The organism is Acinetobacter sp. NyZ410 (assembly GCF_022828975.1).
Lineage (GTDB): Bacteria > Pseudomonadota > Gammaproteobacteria > Pseudomonadales > Moraxellaceae > Acinetobacter > Acinetobacter guillouiae.
This window is the reverse complement of record NZ_CP094620.1, coordinates 3841276-3867073: the sequence shown is the minus strand read 5'-3', so window position 1 is coordinate 3867073 and position 25798 is coordinate 3841276. Positions and strand designations below refer to the sequence as shown.

The window sequence follows — 25798 nt, the reverse complement described above, 5'->3', positions numbered from 1 at the left end:
AATTATTGAAATTAAGGAAATAAACGTGACTGTAAAGAATATTGTTCTCAAAATTAATGCTAAAAAATCAACACTCGATACCTTGAATATTGAAGGGGGCGAGTTTGGTCGTGGTTCTCAAGGGAAACCATTAAAAATTGCTGCAAAAGCAAATGTTCATTATGAGTTTACCGATAAAGAGACTTCATTTGGGCCAGAAAATATTGCGACTAAACGTCATGATAAGGATTTGTGGATTAGTTTCGAAGGTGGGGATGTTGATCAGCCAGATCTGATTATTGAAAACTATTATGCTGCAAATGGTGAGTTGGGCTATTCAGAAGGGGAGTCTAACTTACTGATCGGTCAGCATGAAAATGGCAAATATTACCCTTATGTCCCAGAAAGTGCAGAAAAAAGTGATGCCGTGAGTTTGCTTGCGGATCAAGTTGAAGCTGGTCAGGCTTTAGGTGGTGAAGAAGTTGCAGCATTTTGGGCCTTTAATCCATTATGGTTATTGGCTTTGGTTCCGATAGCGGCAGTGGCTATTGGTCAAGGTCATGATAACAATAAAAAATCTCCTGTAATTGAACATCCTCAGCATGTTCCTATCGCAGAAAAAGACAGTGCTGAAACTAAAGAAGACACTCCAATCATTATTGATGTGACTGCAAATGACACTGATAAAGATGGTGACTTAGATCCAAGCACGGTGGTGATCACGAAACAGCCTCAGAACGGTACGGTCAGTGTTGATCCAATCACAGGTGAAGTGACTTATACCCCAAACAAAGGTTATGTTGGTCCTGATGCATTTGAATATACCGTCCAAGACAAAGCTGGCAATGTTTCTGATCCTGCAACTGTCGTGATTGAGGTGAGTGCAAATCCAATTGCGGTTGATGACAGTGCTAACACCAAAGAAGACACCCCGATCATTATTGATGTGACTTCAAATGATAGTGACAAAGATGGTGACTTAGATCCAAGTACAGTAGTGATCACGAAACAGCCTCAGCATGGTACGGTCAGTGTTGATCCAATCACAGGCGAAGTGACTTATACCCCAAACAAGGGTTATGTCGGTCCTGATGCATTTGAATATACAGTCAAAGATAAGGCTGGGAATGTGTCTGATCCTGCAACTGTGGTAATTGATATCACAGCCAATCCTGTTGCGGTTGATGATAATGCTAACACTAAAGAAGACACCCCAATCATTATTGATGTCACTTCAAATGACACTGACAAAGATGGTGACTTAGATCCAAGTACGGTGGTGATCAGCAAACAACCACAGCATGGTACGGTCAGCGTTGATCCAATCACAGGTGAAGTGACCTATACCCCAAACAAGGGCTATGTCGGTCCTGATGCATTTGAATATACAGTCAAAGACAAAGCGGGGAATGTGTCTGATCCTGCAACTGTGGTAATTGATATCACTGCCAATCCTGTTGCAGTTGATGACAGTACTAACACCAAAGAAGACACTCCTATCATTATTGATGTGACTGCAAATGACACTGATAAAGATGGTGACTTAGATCCAAGCACTGTGGTGATCACAAAACAACCACAGCATGGTACTGTCAGCGTTGATCCAATCACAGGTGAAGTAACCTATACGCCAAACAAAGGTTATGTTGGTCCAGACCAGTTTGAATATACCGTCAAAGACAAAGCTGGGAATGTGTCTGATCCTGCAACTGTAGTGGTTGAAGTCAGTGCAAATCCTGTTGCAGTTGATGATAGCGATGAAACTAAAGAAGACACTCCAATCATTATTGATGTGACTGCAAATGACACTGATAAAGATGGTGACTTAGATCCAAGCACGGTGGTGATTAGCAAACAACCACAGCATGGTACTGTTAGTGTTGATCCAATCACAGGTGAAGTGACCTATACCCCAAACAAGGGCTATGTCGGTCCTGATGCATTTGAATACACAGTCAAAGATAAAGCGGGGAATGTCTCTGATCCTGCGACTGTGGTAATCGATATCACCGCTAATCCTGTTGCGGTTGATGATAGTGCTAACACCAAAGAAGATACCCCAATCATTATTGATGTGACTTCAAATGACACTGATAAAGATGGTGACTTAGATCCAAGTACGGTGGTGATCACGAAACAACCACAACATGGTACTGTCAGTATTGATCCAATCACAGGTGAAGTAACTTATACCCCAAACAAGGGTTATGTCGGTCCAGATGCATTTGAATATACCGTCAAAGATAAAGCGGGCAATGTTTCTGATCCTGCAACTGTAGTGATTGATATCACCGCCAATCCTGTTGCGGTTGATGATAGTGCTGAAACTAAAGAAGACACCCCGATCATTATTGATGTGACTGCAAATGATACCGATAAAGATGGTGACTTAGATCCAAGTACTGTAGTGATCACGAAACAACCACAGCATGGTACGGTCAGCGTTGATCCAATTACAGGTGAAGTGACCTATATTCCAAACAAGGGCTATGTCGGTCCAGATGAATTTGAATATACAGTCAAAGACAAAGCTGGCAATGTATCGGATCCTGCAACTGTCGTGATTGAGGTGAGTGCAAATCCAATTGCGGTTGATGACAGTGCTAACACCAAAGAAGACACCCCGATCATTATTGATGTGACTGCAAATGACACTGATAAAGATGGTGACTTAGATCCAAGTACGGTGGTGATCACAAAACAACCACAGCATGGTACTGTCAGCGTTGATCCAATCACAGGCGAAGTAAGTTATACCCCAAACAAGGGTTATGTTGGTCCAGACCAGTTTGAATATACAGTCAAAGACAAAGCTGGCAATGTTTCTGATCCTGCAACTGTAGTGATTGAGGTGAGTGCAAATCCAGTTGCGGTTGATGATAGTGCTGAAACCAAAGAAAACACCCCAATCATTATTGATGTGACTGCAAATGATACTGACAAAGATGGTGACTTAGATCCAAGTACAGTAGTGATCACAAAACAACCACAGCATGGTACTGTCAGCGTTGATCCAATCACAGGTGGAGTAACTTATACCCCAAACAAGGGCTATGTTGGTCCAGACCAGTTTGAATATACTGTCAAAGACAAAGCGGGGAATGTATCGGATCCTGCAACTGTAGTGATTGATATCACCGCCAATCCTGTTGCAGTTGATGACAGTGCTGAAACTAAAGAAAATACACCCGTAATTATTGATGTCACTTCAAACGACACTGATAAAGATGGTGACTTAGATCCAAGTACGGTGGTGGTCACTAAACAACCACAGCATGGTACGGTCAGCGTTGATCCAATCACAGGTGAAGTGACCTATACTCCAAACAAGGGTTATGTTGGTCCAGATGCATTTGAATATACAGTCAAAGACAAGGCTGGCAATGTGTCTGATCCTGCAACGGTAGTGGTTGAAGTCAGTGCAAATCCTGTTGCGGTTGATGATAGTGCTAACACCAAAGAAAACACCCCAATTATTATTGATGTGACTGCAAATGATACCGACAAAGATGGTGATTTAGATCCAAGTACGGTGGTGGTCACTAAACAGCCTCAGAATGGTACGGTCAGCGTTGATCCAATCACAGGTGAAGTGACCTATACGCCAAACAAGGGTTATGTTGGTCCAGATGCATTTGAATATACAGTCAAAGACAAGGCTGGCAATGTATCTGATCCTGCGACGGTGGTAATTGATATCACAGCCAATCCTGTTGCAGTTGATGATAGTGCTAACACCAAAGAAGATACTCCAATCATTATTGATGTGACTTCAAATGATAGTGACAAAGATGGTGACTTAGATCCAAGTACAGTAGTGATCACGAAACAGCCTCAGAACGGTACGGTCAGTGTTGATCCAATCACAGGCGAAGTGACTTATACCCCGAACAATGGTTATGTCGGTCCAGATGCATTTGAATATACTGTCAAAGATAAAGCGGGGAATGTGTCTGATCCTGCGACTGTGGTAATCGATATCACCGCTAATCCAGTTGCAGTTGATGACAGTGCTAACACCAAAGAAAACACACCTGTGATCATTGATGTGACTTCAAATGACACTGATAAAGATGGTGATTTAGATCCAAGCACTGTAGTGATCACGAAACAGCCTCAGAACGGTACTGTTAGTGTTGATCCAATCACTGGAGAAGTGACTTATACCCCAAACAAGGGTTATGTCGGTCCAGATGAATTTGAATATACAGTCAAAGACAAAGCTGGCAATGTATCGGATCCAGCTCACGTAACTTTAGATATAAGCCCTACAGGTATCTTAACCGAGATACTCAAAGAAGCTGATTTAGGAGATGGTTCAACAGCCGCTGTTGTAAATGGTGAATTGAGTTTAGATAACCCTAGTAATGCTGACATTAGCGATATCTTAATGACATTGCCAACAGTGGATGTCACTTCTGGTGGTGAGACAATAAACTGGACTCAAACAGCAAATGGCGGCTTAGTTGGAACCACGCCAAGCGGTCAAGAAGTGATGTCGATTACTTTGGGTACACCAGTGACCAGCAATGGTAAAACCACAATTCCTTATGAAATTGGTCTTAAAGCGCCAGTGGATCATGTTGGTGAGAACAGTGAACGTTTAGATCTTGATTTTGGTATCAATACCAATATTGGCGATGCTAACCTCATTATTACTGTGGAAGATGATAAATCAGTAGCAGCGCCAATATCTGTAGTTGCAGATGGTGAGACGACTTTTTATGCGAACGTGATCATTAGTCTGGATCTCTCTAGCAGTATGGGTGCAAGAGATAGCGGTATTCCAGATCCAGTAAATGGTGGCGAGAAAATGCGTATGAACGCAGCTGTCGAAGCGATTGAAACGATGCTAGATAAGTATCAGGAGCAACTTGACAGTGTAGCCCCAGGTAATGGAGACGTGAAAGTGAATATCATTGGCTTCTCAAAATTAGCCAAGCATCTTTCGCTACCTGGTCAAACAGATACATGGGTGTCATTAGATGACGCCAAGAAAATTGTGAAAGGATTATATAATTTTGGCACTCGACCAAAAGATATTGGTGTAGATACCAACTACGATGCGGCTTTACAAGAAGTTATTCATAGTTATTTGAATAATCAAGGTGCTGGTCCAGTTGTCGGTGTGGACGGCGCTAAGGTGAACAATAGTTTGCTCTTTGTCAGTGATGGTATTCCAAACTTTGGTAATGGCACTGATGGAGTACGTGGTATCCAACCAACGTCACCATCAAATTATGAACCAGGCAATCAAAATATCGATATCGGTGAAGATAAGTGGACAGCGTTCTTAAAAGAACAAAACATAAAATCTATTGCGATTGGTATTGGTCCTCAAATGGATGAGGGTGCAGATTTCTTAAAACCAATTGCTTTCGATGGCGAAAAAGGCACCAACAAAGATGGTTCGAGTGACATTATTATTTTGAAAGATATGTCTGATCTCGGCGGTATTATGTCTGAGTTGGTTCCAGAAGCTACTGATACTCAGGGGTCTATTCGTACGGATGATGTGGGCAATATTGTTTCATCTTTCGGTGCCGATGGTGCAGGTCAGTTAATCATTCAGATTGATGGGTATGACTATACTTATGACTATGCAACAAACCAAATCACCAGTAGCAATAGCAATGCGAGTATTTGGCAAGATGCTGGTAATGGTGTACTGATGGTGAAAACAGAGATCGGTGGTAGCTTTATATTAAATATGTCAGCAGATAAGTTTGGTGACTTTAGTTATAACCCAGCTCCGACTCGTCCTGTAGGTAAAACCCAAGAAGAGTTTACATTTACACTTGTCGATAAAGATGGCGATAAATCTAGTGATAAATTGCTCATTGATATTCAATTAATTCCTGAAGCAAGTGCCAGTAAAGCAGCACTAAGCATGAGTAATCAGTTGGATCATTTAGAGGTTTTTAATGCAGTTGGTCATACTTTAGATGGCTTTGCCAATACGCCAAATCCAGCTGAAGTTGTGAATACAAACCATATCAATGTCTCACAACATTTAGAGCAACTCAGTGTTGAGCAGCCTAACTTAATTTAAGTCTAATTAAACCGCACAAAAAGCATTTTCTACATCCTGTAGCGAATGCTTTTTGTATATTTATCTGGGTTTTTTAGTGTGGTTTGGCACGCACGTGATGGTGCTATACCACATTTAAATAATACTTCAATGCAAATTTATTAAAAATACAGTTAAAACATATGGTTATTTTTTATAGCCATTGATTGTATTTCTGGTAGCCGATAGAACTCATCAATGCAAATGAATAGAAAACTGACACGGTCAATATCTCTGTGTTTTATAGGGATGTTGGCAATACATAGCCCATTGGTACATGCAGCGACGTTAAAAGAGATACTCAAACAAGCGCTGGTCAATGATCCTGTGATACAGGAGGCTCAGGCAAATGTGTCTTTTGCACATAGTACGATGCAGACGACTAAGGCTGAACATTATCCGATTGTCAGTGCTATAGGGACTCAAGTGCTCGGTCAACAACATAAATATGAAAGTAATGCGCGAGAAACGCATTTTGCTCCAGGTCTACGCGCGACAGTCAATGTTTATGCTTGGGGTGGGATCGAAGCAGCCGTTGATCGAGATAAGAAAAAGGAAGCTTATTATCAATATACTGCTGAACAAACCAGAGAAGACCTTGGTTATAAAATCAGTACATTGTATTTAACCGCATTAAGGACCAAAGAGTCTTTGGTTGTTGCAGAACGAAATTTAAAACGCCACGATAAAATGCTGCATGATTTAAATATTATTGTGCAACATGATTCAGGTCGGCTCAGTGAGTTGGCCCAAGCTCAGGCACGTCGACTAAAAGTAGAAACAGGTATTGCTGAATTACGACGTACTTTAGGTTTAACTGTGAGTCGATTAGAAGTCTACACGCAAGATTTTTTAGCACCAGATACGATTGTTGATCCTTTTTATGGAATGGCATCTCAAGATTTTATTACCCAATACCATCGTGCTGAGGTTGATCAAATACCCAGTTATTTAGCACAAAAAGCAGAACATGAAAGTGCACTTGAAGATATTAAAGTGTCTAAAGCGGCTCAAATGCCAAGTATTAATTTAGAAGGGACGGCAAGTCCAGATAATAAAGAAATCTATTTAAGAATGTCATGGGACATCTTTAACCAAGGTTCAAAGCATAAGATCTCACAAAAAAATCAAACCAAAATCGCTGTAGCATCGCGTATGCAACAAAGCTTACGCGATACCATTGAACGTAGTCGAACAGCCATGTTCGATATGTCTCAAAATGAACAACGCGTTAAATTAGTGAATCAATATATTGATGTTCAACAAAAAGTCGTTTGGGCTTATGAACAACAATTCAAAATCTCTCGCCGGACATTAATTGATGTACTCGATGCTTATAACGAGCTTGCAAATATTGAAGCAACAGAAGTGGAAGCTCGTAATGATTTTAGAGCTGCGACTTTAGAGTATTTATTGGCTCAAGCCAAAATCAGTCAGTGGGCTGGTGTCACAAACTAACTTGGTTTCCCGATTATTTTCAAAGTATTTATTTAAGTAGAACAACATGAAATCTATTATTTCACATATCGCATTAACGACTAAATTATTAGGTAGTCCGATTAGTGAAGCTGCTTTATTGGCGCGGGTTGGGCGTGATCAAGATTTAAAGATTGATTATGGCACGCTCACAGAGGTTTTACGGAGTTATGGTTTTGATAACCAATTGTCGAAGCGATCTTTACAAGATATTCCAGCACTTGCTTTACCTGTCACGATCTTATTAAAAAATGAAGAAGCTGCGGTGATTACCGAAGTTACATATCATGCTGACGAACGGACTTATCATTTATTGCAAACAGATGGGATGACCAAAGTCATCACTGCAATGCAGTTGGAACAATTGTACTTAGGATTTTGTTGGTTTATTAAGCCAAAAGTTCAATCAGACTTACGTTCTGATTTACCTGAATATCATTTGCCTAAAGCTTGGTTTTGGAAGGTGATTTGGCGATTTAGAAAATATTATTATCAAGTTGTATTGGCAACACTGATGATTAATTTTTTAGCTTTATTAAGTTCACTATACGTTATGAATGTATATGACCGTGTTATCCCAAACCAAGCTTTTGAAACATTATGGGTGTTAAGTATTGGTGTGATCATCGCGATTAGTTTTGAGTTTATTTCTAAATTAATTCGTTCTTATTTAACTGATATTGCAGGTAAAAAAGCAGATTTAATTATTAGCTCGGCACTCTTTAGACGCGTTATGCAGTTACGTTTGGTCGATCGTCCAAGTTCGGCTGGGGCCTATGCCAATAATCTACGTGAGTTTGAAGCAGTTCGCGAGTTTATGACCAGTGCGAGTTTACTGACCATTGTTGATTTGCCTTTTCTATTTTTATTTATCAGTGTGATTGGATTAGTCGGTGGCAAGCTGGCCTTTGTGCCCTTGGCCTTAATCCCAATTATGATTGCAGTGGGCTTTTTTGTGCAAAGACCATTGGCTCGCTATATCAATGAGTCTATGAAGGAGTCATCTCAAAGACAAGGCTTGGCAGTTGAAGCAATTGATGGAATCGAGACGTTAAAAACCAATAATGCCACAAATTGGGCGCAGCAACGTTGGGATAATTTCACTGCAAAAACTTCTGTATCTTCGATTAAAGTTCGAAATTTAAGTAATTTGGTGGTGAATTTTGCCGCAAGTATGCAGCAGTTAAATACTGTCTTCTTGGTGGTATTCGGAACTTATTTAATTCACAGCAGTAATCCCGATTATAAAATTACCATGGGGGCATTGATTGCCTCGGTGATTTTATCTGGTCGAGCACTTGCGCCATTATCCCAAATAGCCAGTTTGGCGATTAAATTTCAGTCAGCCAAATTGGCCTTGCAGGGGATTAATAATATTGTTGCAAGACCTATTGAGCGCGATCCTAGCCGTCAATATATCAGTTTAGCATCGGTCGAAGGTCAGATCGCTTTTGAGCATATCCAATTTCAATATCAACGAGATGCATCACCAGCAGTCAAAGACATAACCCTAAATATTAACTCAGGTGAAAAAGTTGCCATTTTGGGACATATTGGGAGTGGAAAAAGTACTTTATTAAAACTCGCAAGTGGTCTTTATGAGGCCAATGCAGGTCATGTTACTTTAGACAATATTGATATACGTCAAATCGACCCAAGTGATTTACGAAGCAAAGTCAGTTTACTTAGCCAAAGTCCTCGTTTATTTTTGGGTACGCTTAGGGACAATCTCGAATTGGCCAGAACTGATCATTTTTCAACTGATCAACAGTTAATGCATGTCTTACATCAGTTTGGCCTCGATAAGGTGATCAATCAGCATCCGCAAGGCTTAGACATGCAACTCGGTGAAAACGGCTTAGGGTTATCTGGCGGGCAAAAGCAACTCATTGCTTTAGCAAGATTAACCTTACGTGACCCACAAGTTGTACTGCTTGATGAACCCACCACTGGACTAGATCAAGAAACAGAATTATCTGCCTTAGATGCGCTTCAAAACTGGGCAAAGCAAAGAACATTATTGGTGGTTACCCATCGTCCCCAAGTCCTTGCATTGGTTGACCGTATTATTGTGATGGAAAATGGTGCCATTACGATGGACGGTCCTAAAGCAGAGATTCTTGCCAAATTAGTTCAACAACAACCCCCAAATATTCCTTCTGTAAAACCCAAAGTTCATCGGGTGAGTGTAAGTGCTCGGATCCGTAAATAACCTGATGCTTTAAACGTCAAGATTTGGTCGGATGAGAAACGATGTTGTTATGATTATGCAGATTAAGTAAGTGAAAGAAATGAAAAAACAAACTAAACAGCCTCCAATCAGCCAATCTGATTTGAAGCTGTTAAACGATTTGAATGGCGCCTTACAGCAAGAAAAACATTATGGCTATTTCGCGGTAATTGCCTTGCTATTCGTGTTAATCGTCGTATTTTTAATTTGGGCGTATAACAGTACCTTAGAAGAGGTGACGCGAGGCCAAGGAAGTATTATCTCTAGTAGTCGTGAGCAAATTATTCAAAGCTTAGACCCTGGGATTATCATGGAAATGAGAGTGAAAGAAGGGGATGTTGTTGAAAAAAATCAAATTCTACTCAAACTGGATGATACTCGCAGTTCTGCTATTTTAAGAGAGAGCGAGGCTAAGGTTGAAAATTTAACCGCAATTGCAGCACGACTGAAAGCGGAAACTACAGAGACGAAGCCGATATTTCCTCAAGAGATTTCAAGCGAATTAAAGCAAAGAGAATATCAGGCTTATACGGTAAGACGACAGTCGATGGTCGATGCGATCGAAGCATTAAAAGCCAGTAAAAGTTTCTTGGATCATGAGATTTCGATTACCCAACCGCTGGCACAGCAGGGATTGGTTTCAAATGTGGAAGTATTGCGTATGCAACGACAATCGGCAGATCTAGGTGCGCAAATTTTAGATCGGAAAAATCTCTATTTAACCGATGCGAATAATGAGTTGGTAAAAACAGAAGCTGAGTTGGCACAGGCGCGAGAAAATATGGCGATGCGTGCGGATCCTGTTGATCGTTCATTTATTCAAGCACCGCTTCGCGGTATTGTGAAAAATATTAAAATTAATACAGTGGGCGGTGTGGTCAATGCAGGACAAGATATTTTAGAAATTGTTCCTTTAGATGACAAACTTTTGGTTGAAGCTTATATACGCCCACAGGATGTGGCTTTTCTTCGTCCCGGATTGCCTGCTGTTGTTAAAATAAGTGCCTATGATTATTCGATTTATGGTGGCTTAGAGGGGGTGGTGACACTGATTAGTCCCGATACTCTGAGTAATGACAAACGTAATAGTGAATTGAAATTAAACCAAAATGAAGTCTACTATCGTATCTTGGTCAAAACCGATGCAAATAGTTTAGTGGATAAACAAGGGAAAAAGCTTCCGATTATTCCCGGCATGGTGACCACTGTTGATGTAAAGACCGGTGAAAAGACCGTATTTCAATACTTGATTAAACCGATTACGCGGATGAAACAAGCTTTACAAGAGAGATAAAAACCACGGGCCTAAACAATTAAGTTAGAACCATTTCATGTTTTTGATCTATCCCCCAAATATGACCTTGTCGTTGATAGGTCAAGATTGGGGGAGGTGATTTTTGCTAAAGTGAAAACTTCTTTAAACAATAGAATAGATCATTGTTTAATGCTGAGTTATCGCGTTCAAATAGCCTCAATCTTGTATAAGTTTATTCAATAACATTATTTTGAGCTAAACCAATAGCGGTTAATTCAGCTAACTCGATGAGGCTAAATTGACCAATGTTTCATGTAGATAAACCCAATAACATTGACCTGATTCAACTTTGATACAAGCCGTCGATATGCGTAATGTATCAAGTTCATGGCTTTGTTGATGTTCTTGATATTGAATCCAGCAGTGGTTGTCTGCTTCAAATAAAGCACGCGTATTTAAGATTTTAATTTTTAACGCGGGTTTGTTACCTACATTTTGACTAAACAAGGTATTTATTTCGGGTAAACCAATGACATTGCCTTGCGTCGTAATCATTTTAAAATTTGGGTCAAAACTGGCTAAGAGTTGATTTAGGCTTTCTTTTGCATTTTGACCTGTAAATACATTTTCAATCAAAATATGTAAATCGATGACATGTTGTAATGCATTGTCCATAGGATTAGACATGGGTTTTCTCCTTAAAAATGGAAATTAATGATAAGAGGCAGAGCAGTGCTGCAAGCAAAAAAGTATGCTGATAACGTATTAAGTCATTTGCAGCAGGTAACAGATTAAAGATTGAAATAAGGACAACTGTACCTAAACTAAAAGCGACTTGTCGATTAATGTTCCACAGCACACTGCCTTGTAATAAGTCTTGGCCGTTAAAATCGATGAGGGCACTGATTTGGGCAGTATTGGCACTTAGACCACCACCCATTCCCATCAGTAGATAAGCAACAATTAAGGTACTTAAATCATTGGCATTTGAAACCCAGAACAACAGTGAAATTCCTAAACTATGTAGCGTAATACCGATTATAAAAAGTTGCTTTTTACCGAGATGGCGATAGAGAAGTCCACCGCTGGTCATCGATACTAATGCGCCTACAGCATAGAGCAGCATAAATAAGCCAGTCTGTTTTGCATTAAACTCAAGGTTACGTTGTAAATTAAAGATATTCAGTAAATTCACACCAGTAAAAATACCGGGTACTGCGTAATAAACGATAAATGCATTGCGTAAATTATAATTTTTTAACAATTGTAAATTAAGAATCGGATGAGCAGATCCTTTTGCGTATTTGAGATAAATCAGAAGCATTGTGACGGAAAGTAGAAAGCTACTGATCGCGAGTATAACACTATGGTAATCGTTAAATAATGAGAAAGAGAGTAACAAACACAACAGGCTGACATTGACCATAAACAGTCCTAAAAAGTCAGGTTTTCCAGACGTTTTAGCTTGAGTTTCTTTGATCCATCGCCACGCTAAAAAAGCAGTGATCATGGTAAAGGGGATATTGGCAAAAAACACCCAACGCCAAGACAAAGCATCAATAATTATGCCGCCAATCGTTGGTGAAAAGGCGGGTGCAATTAATGCAATTGCCATGATCATTGTGGAGATACGTTGCCGTTCATGATTTGGAAACAGTGCAAATACCAATGCTTGACCGACAGGGATTAATAATCCGCCAGCCACACCCTGAACAAATCTCCAAAAAATTAAACTATGGATTGATTCACTCATGCCAATCAACCAAACGCTGACGGAAAAGAGCAGCATTGAATAACATAGCAATTTCCGATCACCCAATACGCTTGCTAACCATAAGCTCATGGGCATGATTAAAACCAAACCTAAAATATAAGCATTGCTTACCCATGCAACCATCGATGGGCTGACTGAGAAAGCTGTTGCTATATCGGGTAAGGCAATTGCAGACATGAAAATATTGATGCAATCAATAAAGAACCCAAGTAAAAACACTGTTGCTATTTTATAGCGATATGACATAGCGACCTCCAAGATGCAGGAGGGTACGATTCAGGCCTTTTATTGTCGATGCATGCGAAGTAAAATCATTGTTTAATAATTTCAAACAATCAGTGTAATTATGCAAAAAAACCTAAAACAGATTATAAGTTTTCTGCAAGTGGTTGATTCAGGATCATTTACCAAGGCAGCAGAGATTTTGGGTTTAAGTCGATCGATGGTGAGTATTGATATCAAGCATTTAGAACAGCATTTAAATGTGAGTTTGCTGATTCGTAATACACGCAATATCGCACTGACTGAAATAGGCAAAAGCTTTTATGAGGATTTCAAACACATTCAATTGCAAATCGAAGAAGCTTTTGAGCGCAGTCAAAATTTAGCCACAAGTGTCACTGGGATATTACGTTTTTCATCGACCAATGAATTTGGACGAAAATTCATCTTACCTTTGCTGGGTGAGTTTTGCCGCCAATATCCTCAATTACAACTACAATATTCATTTAATTCTTCCTTAGATGATTTAGTCACTGAAAAATTAGATTTGGTCATTCGGTTGGGAAACTTAAAAGACTCATCAATGCGGACACGAAAAATTGCTGAATATCCGATTTATTTGGTTGCCAGCCCTGAATTTTTACAACGTTATCCAATCAATAGCATTGCTGATTTAGCACATGTTCCTTGGATTGGTCATCGCTTATTGAATTGGCAGGATGCGCAATATGTTTTACAAAATGATCAAGGTGAAAAACATACATTGCCTTTTGTTAGAAGTCAGTATGAATCTAATTCGGCAGAAGCGATACATCAGATGACACTTGCTTCATTGGGCGTTGCGATATCGCCAGCTTGGTTGGTCGATGAAGATATTCAGCAAAATCGTTTAACTCGGGTGTTAGCTGATTTTGATTTACCTGTACAAAATGTCCAATTGCTCTATCCGAATACGGGAACCTTGCCAGCAAAAACCCGTGTCTTTATCGATTTTTTGGTGCAACGACTGTGTTTTTAATCATGTCAAAATAGGCGTTTGCTATTGCAAATAGATAAAATGCGTGGTCAATTGTTAGACTAGATTTCGCCAGATCAATTGTTTATATAAAACCAACAGGATATCATCAAAAAATATCACAACTCATCTGTATACAGCTCAGTAAAATATAGCAAGATGAGCTTCGGTCTAAAAAAAATTTATAAAATGGTGTTGATGTTCTATGCGTGAACCGTCCTCCTGTCCGCCAGTTTCTACTCCTATGAATCAGCAAGCATTGATTCAAAATGGTGATATTGCACCGCAAAGGCTGGTTGCCTGTGAGGAATGTGACACGCTCTATCATCGAATTCAGCTGACCCAAGGTGAGCGTGCTTATTGTCTCTGTTGTGGTGCTGAGCTTTATCGGCAAAGCAAGCCGTTTAGTGTCTTACTGGCAATGGTAACAACAGCGCTAATCGTATTTGTGATTGCCAATAGTTTTCCGATTGTTAAGGTGGAATTGCAGGGGAATGATTCCCAGACAACATTACTGGGTGCAGCATGGGCAATGTTTCATGCCGGGCAAGGGCCAGTAGGTGTGTTGATTCTTATCACGACTTTCGTGGTGCCTCTATTGGATTTATTGCTGCTGTTCTATGTACTTTCATCCGTTCATTTTTTTAAAGTTCGGCCTCGTTATTTAGTTGCAGCATTTCGTACTCTGTTTTTATTTAGAACATGGGGAATGGTTGAAGTATTTTTGATTGGGGTATTGGTCACTTTGGTTAAACTGGTCGGGATGGTTGTGGTGATTCCGGGCGTTGCATTATGGGGATTCTCCATACTGAGTGTGTTGCTGGTTTATATTGCCTCAGTAAAAGTCAAAGATCTTTGGGATGAGATTGACAGGAGACTCTCATGAAAACTGAACAGTCTCAGGCTAATTTTTCAAAATACTCAGCGAATACAGACAATAAAAATTCGTTGCAATACCCAAGAGCCAAAGATTTGTCTTTGGTGCTTTGTCATTGCTGTGGAACACTCAATAAACAGGTTCCAGAGATTGAAGAAAAACATGCTTCACATTGCTTGAAATGTCATAGTGTGCTGCATCAACGTAAACCAAAGAGCTTAGACAGAACCCTTGCTTTGGTGATTGCGGCGAGTATTTTATATATTCCAGCCAATGTACTTCCGATGACCGTCACAGATTCTTTGTTAGGCAGTCAGCAAGATACGATCATGAGTGGTGTGATCTATTTTTGGCAGAATGGGGATTATTTGGTTTCTGTTGTTATTTTTATGGCCAGTATCTTTATTCCCATGTTAAAACTTTTAATTCTGTGTTTTCTGTTGATTGCAGTAAAAATGCAGTCTTCTAAACGTTTGCATTTTTCTCCTGAGCATTGCTCAATGCTTTATCGGATTGTCGAGTTTATCGGTCGATGGTCGATGATTGATGTTTTTGTGGTGGCTTTATTGACCGCCCTGATTCAGATTCAATCACTGGCAACTATTCTCGCTGGGCCGGGCGCGGTTGCTTTTGGTGCAGTGGTGGTTTTAACCATGTTTGCTTCACTGAGTTTTGACCCGCGTATTATTTGGGATAATTATTCTGCTGCCCAGAATACGCGCAACAAGAACGGGCTTTCCCTGCAAGGCTCAGATGTGATTCACGTGGATCATGCTCCCTTGAATCATGATTTATCCAATTCCAGTCAATCAAACAATGATGGGTGTGTATGTCTGAAAATAAAACCAATAACGAAAGCTCAGATCATCAGGATCCTCATGCTGTAGATGAAACGCAGCAGATTTTGCCTGAACCTGAGAAAAATAAAGGACGCTGGCGACCATCGTTGATCTGGCTGATTCCGTTTATTGCCTTGCTGATAGGTCTGTCGTTGGCAGTCAAAGCGGTATTAGATACTGGCCCGACCATTAATGTTGCTTTTAGAACGGCTGAAGGGCTGGTTGCAGGTAAGACGACTGTTCGTTTTAAACAAGTGGATATCGGTCTTGTTCGCCAAATTGATCTTGCTGATGATCATTCACATGTCATTGCCAAAATTGAACTGCGTAAGGATGCCAGTAATTTTGCTGCAAAAGACTCACGCTTCTGGGTGGTTCGCCCACGCATTGGTGCCAGTGGCGTCTCCGGAATTGATACCTTATTGTCGGGTGCATATATTGAAGTTGATGGTGGTAAGGCAGAACAAAAACAGGATGAGTTCACTGGCTTAGAAGTTCCTCCAGTCATCTCATCAGATGTACCAGGTAAAATCTTTTTCCTCAAAGCCAATAACTTAGGCTCACTGGATATCGGTTCTCCTATTTATTATCGTCAGATCAATGTGGGTCAAATCACGGCTTATCAGTTGGCCAAAGATGGTAAGAGTGTTGAGTTACAGACCTTTATTCAAGCACCTTATGATAAGTTTGTGACCACAGATGCGCGTTTTTGGCAGGCCAGTGGTGTCGATGTCAGCTTAAGTGCATCAGGATTTAAACTAGATACCCAGTCTCTGGTGAGTATTATCGCTGGCGGGATTGCTTTCGGTTATCCTGAGAATTCACATGCTGCTGTTGCTTCGGATCAAAGTCGTTTTAATTTATGGGATTCTCGTACTGAAGCTTTGAAAGAGCCAGATGGAAATCCACATCGTATCATTATGTATTTTGATCAGTCTTTACGTGGCTTGTCGGCAGGTGCACCGATTGACTTTATGGGGATTGAAATTGGTAATATTCAGTCGATTAATGCGGAGTTTGATGCAAATTATACTCAGATTCGGATGCGGGCTGAGGGGGTCATTTATCCATCTCGTTTAGCCAATGGCAAAGAACTTGATCCTGATGGTGTGATTTTTAAACGCTTTATCGAAAGAGGCTGGCGTGCTCAGATGCGTACTGGAAATCTACTGACAGGGCAGAACTATATCGCTTTTGATCTATTCCCTAAAGCAAAACCAGCAAACTTAATCATCAGATCAAATGGTGTGATTGAGGTTCCAACCACACCAACCGAGTTGAAGGGATTACAAGCACAAGTATCGCAAATTGCGGATAAACTGAATAAATTCCCATTGGTGGAAATTGGGCAGGATGTACGTAAAACCCTCAATAATATGAATTCAGCGATTAGCTCTACAGATAAATTGGTGAAACAGTTGGATGGGAAAGTTGCGCCAGGACTACAGGCGACTTTGGATGATGTACGTAAAACCATGCGCTCTACTGAAACCATTCTATCCAGTGATGCGCCAATGCAACAGGATGTACGCCGTGCTTTACAGCAAATGACACGTGCTGCCGCATCTTTACAGCTAATGGCTGACTATATTGAACAACACCCTGAATCACTCATTCGTGGGAAAACGCCTGAGGTTAAGAATGCTAAATAAAAAAAATAGCTCACATTTTCTGTCCTATTTGCCGCAGTCTAGTCGAGCAGGTTGTGGTCTGTTACTGGCCATTGTGGGTTTAGCTGGCTGTTCCAGTTCGCCTACACCAAACTACTATAGTTTGACGCCAACGGTTAAACCGTTGGTGAGTTCAAATGTACGGGTGATTGAAGTCCTGCCAGTGGGATTACCCGACCGTTTAAACAGGGCGCCTTTGGTCTTACAGGACAGCAGTGGTAAATCTAATGTATTGGATAACGAACGCTGGACGTCCACGTTGGGGGCAGAGTTACGTGATGGATTGTCTGCGGGTTTGCAACAGAAATTAGGTGCTGTCGATCGTTACAGCAGTGGTATGACAGGTGGTAAAGTCTCTTACCGTATTGCAACCGACTTTTCTCGGTTTGATATTATTGAACACTCCGACACACGTTCGTTAATGGGTGCGATGAACCGGGATATTGAGGTGGCAGTTGCTTGGATTATTAAACGTGATGATCCAGCCAGACCCTTAAATCAGCCAACAGGGGTACAAAATGCAGTTTTGCCGAACCGACAACTCAGTTGTCGAATGGCATTTACCGATGCAGTTGGTGCAGATGGCAATAAAATTGTCGATATAGTCAGTGTTTCACGGCAGTCATTGAGTAAGGTGGTTGAAGCAATTGCTGCTTCTGTTGTTGCGACTGAAGCCAATAAAGCTGTGGTGATGGAAGGGGTGACTTGTTCCTAAGCAAGCACTATAAAACAGCACCCCAGTTTTAAATAAAGCTGGGGTGCTGTTAAATTTGATTCAGTGTTAATAATCTAAAAAACTGAATATTTAAAATTCTTTAAATATTAAACCATCGCTGGATCACTGACAGAATCTGCACCTGTTTCAACGCGTCCTGCAAAGCGTCGATAAAACTTAGTGTCCTGAGTACAAGTTACGGCAAAATCATACCATTGCCATGTATCTTTCAGTTCCCAATGTCGTGTTGATGTTTGACCTGCTTTTACACTGATTTTTAACGCTGCGTCACTACGATAGACGACTGGGCTAATGACCAATTCAACATCTTTCGTGCCTGTATTGGTCAGGTCTAAATAAACATTACCATTGGCAATATCATAACACACTCGAATTTCAGGATTGATTTGCAGGGTTTGATTACGATTTAAATCACCTTTGAAATGGCGATGAAAACCATTTGGTCCCATCACCCAAAGATCGTATAAGCCTTGATTATCCTTTTTCACATTCCAAACATCATCCAGTGTTTTACCCGCTTCTACTATGTAACGACGTGGGACACGGCTGAGATTTAATTTATCATAGACATGAAAAACTGCACCTTGAGTCCCTGTATTCGAGAACAAGAGTTTAACTGTTCCATCATTTTGACAACGTGCACTGGTATGTAATTCATAAGGCAATGCTTTAGATGGGCGAATACCACTGGCTTGAATTGGAAGTTGTAAATTGGTTGGAATCGGAACATTGGGCAACTTTTGCTGAGCTGAACGAAGTTGATCTGCTTGCTCACGGGTTTGTTTACCATTTAATTCTGGCAGTACATCTTCATTTGGGGTCTTAAAATTAAATGCTGAGGTTAAATCACCACAAATCGCACGACGATAAGGACTGATATTCGTTTCTTTTACCCCAAAGCGTTGTTCTAAAAACATTAATACTGACGTATGATCAAACACTTGAGAGTTAACCACACCACCACGACTCCATGGTGAAATTACAAAGAGTGGTACCCGTGGGCCCGGTCCATAAACACCATTGTCTTTTTTAGGCTGGCTGCTGCTGCCTAGTGGCGCGTCATGTAGATAATATTCATGCTGCATATCAGCTTGGCTGAGTGTGGATTTACCCGCATAAGTATTGTCTGCTTGTAAGGTCGGTGCTGATGGAGACGGAACATGGTCAAAATAACCATCATTTTCATCAAAATTGATCAAGAAAACGGTTTTACTCCAAACCTCTGGCACTGCTGTTAAAGCATCTAAGATTTCTTGAATAAACCAAGAACCTTGTACTGGGCTTGATGGACCTGGATGTTCACAATAGATAGAAGGTGCATTGATCCAAGACACTTGGGGAAGTTTGCCTGTTTTGATATCATTTTTAAAAGCATCTAAAAACTCTTCGGGTTTATTGCCGGGCAGGGTGTTTGCGATACCTTTATATAGTGGATTTTTAGCATTATCGGTTGTGGCATCATAAGCTTTATAAGGTAACGGTTGCGCTGCTTTATTGTATGGACTATTTGGCGCACCACCACTTGAAACTGGGTAACCTGAAGCAATATTGGCTTTTTTAAAGGTACGGAATGCACCGAGCATGTTATCGCCCCATTCGTCTGGCATATTTTGATAGCAAATCCAGTTAACACCTGCTTCTTCTAAACGTTCAGCATAGGTTTTCCATGTGTAGCCGACATCAACGTTTTGGGGATCACCATCAATCCAGTCCCATTCATTATTCACAAACGCGGTACTGGTCGGTACTGCGCCATTGGTACCTGTTAAATGAAATGAACGATTGGCATCTGTACCTGTGTGCATTGAACAGTGATATGCATCGCAAATGGTAAAAGCATTGGCTAAAGCAAACTGATAAGGGATTTCCTGCTCTTTAAAATAACCCATTGCATAATCAGTTTTATGGGTTGGCCAATTTGACATACGGCCGTTGTCCCAAGCTTTTTGGCTATCCACCCAAGTATGATTTGTACCGGGTGCACGTTGTGCATTATTACTCGATCCATCTAAATGAAAAGGGGTTAATAAGGCACCGTTACTTCGTTGTTGTTGCCATACAGTACGATCATTTTGCAAAGGAATGGTTAAGCGGTCGGCAAAACCACGAACGCCTTTTAATGTACCAAAATAATGGTCAAATGAACGGTTTTCCTGCATCAGGATCACCACATGTTCGACATCCTGAATGGTACCTGTTTTATTATTTGCAGGAATAGCCAATGCTTTTTGAATGCTGGCTGGAAATGTAGATAAGGCAGCAGCACCAAAACTTGTTTTAAGTGTATTTGCTAAAAATTGACGACGATTAATCACAATATTTCCCTTTGGTATTTTTATGTTTATGGTGCGCAACGCATTAATGGTTTTTTAGATCCATCAGGCTGTGTGCTGGTCTTATCATCATTTGAATCATTACAAGCTGTGAGTGCCAGTAAAATGGGGAAAATATAAATGTAGGATAGCCATTGTTTCGATTTTCTTAACATGTGTTTCGTCCATTATAAAGATGCCCACACATTAGACAGCGCTTGTGACAGCAAGGTGTCACCTTTATGACAAATCATTGACATGGCAATAGCGCTAGAAATTGAGATAGAAATCCAGATAGAAATAGAAAATAAAACTGGAAAAGCTTAATCAGTTTTGATGGAGAGATTAGAGGGAGATGTTTAATTTTAATTTGAACTGTTGTTGAACTCTAAGATATCTATTCAGCATTTTTTTTTAAATGATTAATTTTATTAGTCATATTTTTATAGGATGAATAATCATGCATCAGGTGAAAATGCGATGGATAAAAACAGCTTTTAAGTTTTTGGCTTAGATCGATTGTCTTTATAGGAATGATACTGTCATTTAAGGACAACCTGAAGCTTTAACGTATTCACATCATTGACAAGATCAACGTGGACCATTATTTTAATTTTACAAGTTCTTTTTTAGAACTTGTTATTTTAAGATAAATTCTTGAGGTGAACCATGTCTATATCAGCGGTGAAAGAAAAATCAAAGCAAAAAACACCTGCATCATTTCCAGTACGTCGTATGGATTATGAATTTCAGGATATGCCCAAGTATTGGTGTAATGACGAACCAACCTTTACCCATTACTTCACAGGTCTATCGACGCTTTTTCCTGAAGGTGAATCGTACTTTGTCCGTTCAGTGCGCGCCTTACGTGGAAAAATTAAAAACAATCCACAATTAGATCGTGATATTGGTGCCTTTATTGGGCAAGAAGCCATGCACTCTAAAGAACACCATGCTTTTCATGTCAGTGCACAACAATATGGTTTAGATCCTGAATCCTTAGAAAAAGCCACGGGGATTATATTAAAAGCGGTAGAACGTGCCTTTCCTAAAAAATGGAATCTCTTGGTCACAGTGGGTCTGGAACATTACACCGCAGTGTTGGTGGTAGAGATGATGAAAAATGTCAATGAGTTAATGACCGATACCACTATTCGCAATTTATGGTTATGGCACAGTGTTGAAGAAACCGAACACAAGGCTGTGGCTTATGACATGTATGAATATTTATATGGTAAGGGCTTAGATGCCTACATTCCTCGCGTGGCGATTTTTACATTTAGTCTTGTGCTGATCACACTATTTTCTAATGTATATCAAGTAGTGTTAATGTCGAGAGATAAACAATTATTAAACCTTAAGTCTTGGACTAAGTTTGCTGGGTTTACAGTGCAAGCCTATCGTAAGCTGGTACCGCAATTTTTCTCTTATTATCAGTTTGATTTTCATCCGAATGATACCGATGAATCCGAAATTGTCGCACAAACTAAAGTAAAAATTGGCTTATCCCCTGAACAATCAACCCTTCTCCAATAAGTATTTTATTTATCAAAATAGGAAATAATGATGAATCCACTCAATATGACTGGTCTGGAAATTATGCAAGCATTCCAAAAAGGACTGGTGCCAGCGCCTGGTATTGCAAAAACCATGGGGATGGAGGAAGTCGGAGACGTTGAATATGGTCGCATTGTATTTATGGCCGTTGCGGATGAACGTCATAGCAACCCATTGGGTGGAGTACATGGTGGTTTTGCCGCAACGATATTGGATTCAGTGACAGGGTGTGCCACACATACCGTCTTGGCTGCGGGTGAGGGCTATGGAACCACTGATCTTGCGATAAAAATGTGCCGCCCAATGCCATTTAATAAAAAGTTAATGGCTGAAGGTAAAGTCATCAACGTAGGGAAAAACTTAGTCATTTCAGAAGGCTATCTTCGAGATGAAGAAGGAAAATTGTATGCGCATGCAACAGCAACCAATATGATCATCCGTCGTTGAAAGATTCTATTTCTGCATCATGGCTTTAAACCATAATTTTTTGGATCATGGCTTTTAATTCAGATTTTTTGATTTATCGCCTTTGAATCAGGCCGTTGATGTATTAAGCGCTGATCCTGTGATGTAGTTCATCGAATATCAATCGACCCAAAGTTAAGCTGAGAATATAAAATGAATTCAGTTGTATTACATCAATGGGAAATCTCACCTTTTTGCCAAAAAGTTGCCAGAATGTTGCAATTTAAAGGGATTGCTTATCAGACTGTGGATTATAACGGTGTACTGGGTGCAAAAGTGCCAATGCTCAGTAAAGCAGGCAAGGTTCCTGTTCTGGATATTGATGGTCAACGTATTCAGGACAGTACCCGTATTGCACGTTATCTTGATGATGCTTACCCAGACTTACCACGTTTATATCCTGCTGATCCTTTGCAAAAGGCCTATGTTGAGCTTTGGGAAGATTGGTCAGACGAGTTGTTATATTTCTATGAGGTGCACTTTCGTGTCAGTGATGCTGATGCCTTAGATCATGCGGTTGAAATGAGTGCAAAAGGTCGCCCCAAACATGAAATATATCTGTTAAAACCCTTGCTCAAAGCAACATTAAACCTGCAACTTAAAATGCAGGGGACAGGTCGCATGGCCAAGCAGGATATTGAGGCGGAATTTATTCGTCATTTAGAGCGTATCGAATTGGTGTTGGCGCAAACAGGGTGGTTGGTTGGCGAAGGTAAAACACTGGCTGATATTGCGGTTGGTTCGCAGCTTTTAGAGATTGTCCGCACCAGTAAAATTTGGGGCGCTAAAATTAAAGCTTATCCTTCTATTGCTCAATGGATCGACTTGCTATGAATACGCAGAATGCAACATCTCAAAATATAGCAACACTTCCATGTGTGGTTGTTATGGGCGTAGGTGCTGAACAAGGAATTGGAGCAGCAGTTTGTCGTCGTTTTGCTCAAGAAAAATTAAAAGTACATGTTGTGGGGCGTACTTTAGCGAAAGTGCAAGCCGTGGCTGATTCAATCAATGCGCAAGGTGGACACGCCGTAGCACATGCTTTGGATGCTGAAAATGAACAACAAGTGCAGACTTTTTTTGCGGAGAGGAATGCACAAAAGGAGCATCTCGTCGCTGTTATTCATAATGTGGGCGGCAATATTCCCTCAATTTTTTTAAAGACCTCTCTTCAGTTTTTTACTCAAATGTGGCGTTCTACTTTTTTATCGGCTTTTTTAGTGTCACAACATGCCTTAAAAATATTTGAACAACAGCAATATGGCACACTGATTTTTACCGGGGCAAGTGCATCTCTTCGTGGTAAACCTTTTTTTGCGGCATTTACCATGGGCAAATCCGCATTACGTAATTACGTACTGCATCTCGCCCAGATATATAAGCCTCAAAACATCCATGTTGCACATATTATTGTTGATGGCATGGTCGATGGTGATCGTGTCAATAAGGCTGTATTTGGTTTAGGACGCTTACTGAGACTTACACGAGGCACAGGTGGATTAAATATCGAAGCGATTGCTGAGAATTATTGGATGCTTTATCAACAAAAACGTGATTTATGGACCCATGAGCTGGATTTACGTCCTTATCAGGAGAAATTCTAATATGTACAATTTAATTCCTCCATTGCTGAGAAAAAAATCCAAACTACAGGGCTGTATTGTTGTTATTGGCAATGAAACCCACTCGCTCAGCCAGCTTTTTGTGGATCAAGCACACAATAGTACAATGCCTGTATATCAAGTTCAGCATGATTCTACCCAAACCAATCTAAAGATTGAGCAACAAGATTCAGGTCTAAAGCGGGTTCGTTTGAATCTGATCAATCCGACTGCTTTAAAAAATTTAGTTGGCTATATTCAACGAACAGGGCATTCAATTGAACTGTGTATTTTCCAAGCTGATTTTTCAAAATCATTGTCGAATTCCGATGCTTCAGCCCAACAGGTCGAACAGCTTTGGCAAAATACTGGTTTGGCTGCGGTAAATATTGCCCAAGCGATTATTCGACAGATGTTGATAAAGTCACAAGGAACTTTGATCTTTCTAGGAACACAGCCCAACTTGATCGCTGAAAATAATGGCTTAACTCAGAGTATGTTTGCCAGTATTCGGGCATTGGCACAATCTTTGGCAAGAGAGTTTCATCCTAAAGGTATCCATATCACTTATTGTATGTTGGAAAGTTGGCATAGTCAGAATGTTGTCTTGATGGATTCGGTTAAAAATATGTGTTGGCATCTTTATCAACAACCTGATTCAACTTGGAGTCAGGAATTGAGTGTTGGCGTATAAATACTATGGGGATCAATGCGAGAGAGCGCTAGTTAATCATATCCATCAAGCAGCGTGATTCAAACTTCAAAGCAATGGATTATCCTGAAACAATCGTACAATCCATTCGATAAAAACTTTTTGTCGTGGTGAAACCAGTGTTTTTGATGGATAAAGTAAAGAAATAGGCAGGGATGGAACAGGATAGTCAGTTAAAATTTGACAAAGTGTGCCTTGCTCTAGCTCAGATAAATAACCATAACGCGGTGCTTGGATAATCCCAAAATGCTGTTTGGCTGCTGCTGCATAGGTATTTGCACCATTGACTTGAATCTTTAACGGCAACTCAAAAAACTGTGTTTTCTTGCCTGTCAGAAACTCAAGCGGCAGTGGCTTTTGTCGAGCAGAAGAATAAAATCCGACCATAAAATGTGATTGCAGATCGTCTAAGCGTTGTGGTGTGCCATATTTTTCTAAGTATTTTGGACTGGCTAAAGTCACTTGTTGAATATCGCCCAGATGCCTAACAATTAATTCACTATTATTGAGCTGACCTATACGAATGACACAATCAATGCCTTCTTTTATCAGATCTACATAACGGTCACTTTCGGTGAGTTGCAACTGTATCTGTGGAAACTCAGTTAAAAAATCATTTAATTTTGGCAGAATAAAATGCGCAGCAAAAATACCATGAACTGCGATTTTTAAAGGCCCTTGAGGTTTTGCATCAAGAAAATCATGATCAGACTCATTGATATAAGCCAAGATATATTTGCAGCGTTCATAATAAATATGGCCTTCATCGGTTGCTTTTACCTGACGAGTGGTACGCAACAATAAGCGCGTATTGAGTTGGAATTCTAATTGTTTAATTGCATCGGTCAGGGTTGAGCGTGGCAGATTTAAGATCTGCGCAGCTTTGGTAAAACTTTGTTGTTCAACCACATTGACGAAAGCAGACATTGCATTGAGTTTATCCATACGCCATTCCAATTGTTCGATTTATTCGGATAAAGATGTCAGGTTTAACTAGATTATCTGGTT

At 40.3% G+C, this 25798-nt stretch carries 17 protein-coding genes and 1 pseudogene; 14 read left to right on the top strand and 4 right to left on the bottom strand.

What is annotated here, in order from left to right; genetic code table 11:
* Positions 1 to 25 precede the first annotated feature (25 nt).
* The 4 genes from MTO68_RS18285 (at position 26) to MTO68_RS18270 (ending at position 11049) form a co-directional block, all read left to right on the top strand.
* Positions 26 to 6031 carry an Ig-like domain-containing protein gene (locus MTO68_RS18285; protein ID WP_244013811.1) on the top strand — a complete coding sequence of 2002 codons (6006 nt, stop codon included), beginning with the start codon at positions 26 to 28 and terminating at the stop codon, positions 6029 to 6031.
* A gap of 267 nt (positions 6032 to 6298) precedes the next feature.
* A complete protein-coding gene (locus MTO68_RS18280; protein WP_244013809.1) occupies positions 6299 to 7507 on the top strand; it encodes a TolC family protein in 1209 nt (402 codons plus the stop codon).
* A 46-nt stretch (positions 7508 to 7553) separates the two neighbouring features.
* On the top strand, positions 7554 to 9737 hold the full coding sequence (locus tag MTO68_RS18275; protein WP_244013807.1) for a type I secretion system permease/ATPase: 2184 nt from the start codon (positions 7554 to 7556) through the stop codon (positions 9735 to 9737).
* Between the two features lie 79 nt (positions 9738 to 9816).
* Complete coding sequence (locus tag MTO68_RS18270; RefSeq protein ID WP_244013805.1) at positions 9817 to 11049, top strand: HlyD family efflux transporter periplasmic adaptor subunit; 1233 nt, start codon at positions 9817 to 9819, stop codon at positions 11047 to 11049.
* Between the two features lie 240 nt (positions 11050 to 11289).
* On the opposite strand, the gene MTO68_RS18265 is transcribed toward MTO68_RS18270, so the two are convergent.
* A complete protein-coding gene (locus tag MTO68_RS18265; RefSeq protein ID WP_244013803.1) occupies positions 11290 to 11697 on the bottom strand; it encodes a hypothetical protein in 408 nt (135 codons plus the stop codon).
* The gene (locus MTO68_RS18260; RefSeq protein ID WP_244013801.1) at positions 11690 to 13030 is read right to left on the bottom strand and encodes an MFS transporter; all 1341 of its coding nucleotides are present in this window, start codon (positions 13028 to 13030) and stop codon (positions 11690 to 11692) included. The genes MTO68_RS18265 and MTO68_RS18260 overlap by 8 nt, the downstream gene beginning before the upstream one ends.
* A 100-nt stretch (positions 13031 to 13130) precedes the next feature.
* Here MTO68_RS18260 and MTO68_RS18255 point away from each other — a divergent pair, with 100 nt between their 5' ends.
* The 5 genes and pseudogenes from MTO68_RS18255 (at position 13131) to MTO68_RS18235 (ending at position 18122) form a co-directional block, all read left to right on the top strand.
* A complete protein-coding gene (locus MTO68_RS18255; protein WP_244013799.1) occupies positions 13131 to 14024 on the top strand; it encodes a LysR family transcriptional regulator in 894 nt (297 codons plus the stop codon).
* A gap of 241 nt (positions 14025 to 14265) precedes the next feature.
* Positions 14266 to 14907 carry a paraquat-inducible protein A gene (locus MTO68_RS18250; protein ID WP_244016000.1) on the top strand — a complete coding sequence of 214 codons (642 nt, stop codon included), beginning with the start codon at positions 14266 to 14268 and terminating at the stop codon, positions 14905 to 14907.
* Positions 14904 to 15707, top strand: a pseudogene (locus MTO68_RS18245) (paraquat-inducible protein A); the annotation flags it as partial. The gene MTO68_RS18250 and the pseudogene MTO68_RS18245, both read left to right, overlap by 4 nt.
* Before the next feature lie 14 nt (positions 15708 to 15721).
* Entirely contained in the window at positions 15722 to 17389 is a 1668-nt protein-coding gene (locus tag MTO68_RS18240) for an MlaD family protein (protein WP_167468956.1), read from the top strand.
* A complete protein-coding gene (locus MTO68_RS18235; protein WP_244013797.1) occupies positions 17379 to 18122 on the top strand; it encodes an ABC-type transport auxiliary lipoprotein family protein in 744 nt (247 codons plus the stop codon). Before MTO68_RS18240 ends, MTO68_RS18235 begins: the two co-directional genes overlap by 11 nt.
* A 107-nt stretch (positions 18123 to 18229) precedes the next feature.
* Here the strand turns inward: MTO68_RS18235 and MTO68_RS18230 are convergent, their stop codons facing one another.
* Complete coding sequence (locus MTO68_RS18230; protein WP_244013795.1) at positions 18230 to 20458, bottom strand: phospholipase C, phosphocholine-specific; 2229 nt, start codon at positions 20456 to 20458, stop codon at positions 18230 to 18232.
* Positions 20459 to 21124: 666 nt separating this feature from the next.
* Between MTO68_RS18230 and MTO68_RS18225 the strand changes: the two genes are divergently transcribed.
* From MTO68_RS18225 to MTO68_RS18205, 5 genes are all read left to right on the top strand, one after another.
* Positions 21125 to 21991, top strand: a complete 867-nt coding sequence (locus tag MTO68_RS18225; protein WP_004823502.1) for a metal-dependent hydrolase — start codon at positions 21125 to 21127, stop codon at positions 21989 to 21991.
* A gap of 30 nt (positions 21992 to 22021) precedes the next feature.
* Entirely contained in the window at positions 22022 to 22459 is a 438-nt protein-coding gene (locus MTO68_RS18220) for a PaaI family thioesterase (RefSeq protein ID WP_244013794.1), read from the top strand.
* A gap of 171 nt (positions 22460 to 22630) precedes the next feature.
* Positions 22631 to 23311, top strand: coding sequence for a glutathione S-transferase family protein (locus MTO68_RS18215; RefSeq protein ID WP_004823501.1), 681 nt, complete (start codon positions 22631 to 22633; stop codon positions 23309 to 23311).
* Complete coding sequence (locus MTO68_RS18210) at positions 23308 to 24081, top strand: SDR family NAD(P)-dependent oxidoreductase (protein ID WP_244013792.1); 774 nt, start codon at positions 23308 to 23310, stop codon at positions 24079 to 24081. Before MTO68_RS18215 ends, MTO68_RS18210 begins: the two co-directional genes overlap by 4 nt.
* A gap of 1 nt (position 24082) precedes the next feature.
* A complete protein-coding gene (locus MTO68_RS18205; RefSeq protein WP_244013790.1) occupies positions 24083 to 24772 on the top strand; it encodes an oxidoreductase in 690 nt (229 codons plus the stop codon).
* 66 nt (positions 24773 to 24838) lie between these two features.
* Here MTO68_RS18205 and MTO68_RS18200 read toward each other — a convergent pair whose 3' ends face one another.
* Entirely contained in the window at positions 24839 to 25735 is an 897-nt protein-coding gene (locus tag MTO68_RS18200) for a LysR family transcriptional regulator (protein ID WP_244013788.1), read from the bottom strand.
* Between the last annotated feature and the right edge of the window lie 63 nt (positions 25736 to 25798).

Bases quoted from the DNA above. Each gene is read 5' to 3' on its own strand.
- MTO68_RS18275 (WP_244013807.1), top strand. From the start codon at position 7,554: ATGAAATCTATTATTTCACATATCGCATTAACGACTAAATTATTAGGT.
- MTO68_RS18260 (WP_244013801.1), bottom strand. From the start codon at position 13,030: ATGTCATATCGCTATAAAATAGCAACAGTGTTTTTACTTGGGTTCTTT.
- MTO68_RS18215 (WP_004823501.1), top strand. From the start codon at position 22,631: ATGAATTCAGTTGTATTACATCAATGGGAAATCTCACCTTTTTGCCAA.
- MTO68_RS18220 (WP_244013794.1), top strand. From the start codon at position 22,022: ATGAATCCACTCAATATGACTGGTCTGGAAATTATGCAAGCATTCCAA.
- MTO68_RS18200 (WP_244013788.1), bottom strand. From the start codon at position 25,735: ATGGATAAACTCAATGCAATGTCTGCTTTCGTCAATGTGGTTGAACAA.
- MTO68_RS18235 (WP_244013797.1), top strand. From the start codon at position 17,379: ATGCTAAATAAAAAAAATAGCTCACATTTTCTGTCCTATTTGCCGCAG.
- MTO68_RS18255 (WP_244013799.1), top strand. From the start codon at position 13,131: ATGCAAAAAAACCTAAAACAGATTATAAGTTTTCTGCAAGTGGTTGAT.
- MTO68_RS18250 (WP_244016000.1), top strand. From the start codon at position 14,266: ATGAATCAGCAAGCATTGATTCAAAATGGTGATATTGCACCGCAAAGG.
- MTO68_RS18210 (WP_244013792.1), top strand. From the start codon at position 23,308: ATGAATACGCAGAATGCAACATCTCAAAATATAGCAACACTTCCATGT.
- MTO68_RS18225 (WP_004823502.1), top strand. From the start codon at position 21,125: ATGTCTATATCAGCGGTGAAAGAAAAATCAAAGCAAAAAACACCTGCA.
- MTO68_RS18265 (WP_244013803.1), bottom strand. From the start codon at position 11,697: ATGTCTAATCCTATGGACAATGCATTACAACATGTCATCGATTTACAT.
- MTO68_RS18280 (WP_244013809.1), top strand. From the start codon at position 6,299: ATGTTGGCAATACATAGCCCATTGGTACATGCAGCGACGTTAAAAGAG.
- MTO68_RS18205 (WP_244013790.1), top strand. From the start codon at position 24,083: ATGTACAATTTAATTCCTCCATTGCTGAGAAAAAAATCCAAACTACAG.
- MTO68_RS18270 (WP_244013805.1), top strand. From the start codon at position 9,817: ATGAAAAAACAAACTAAACAGCCTCCAATCAGCCAATCTGATTTGAAG.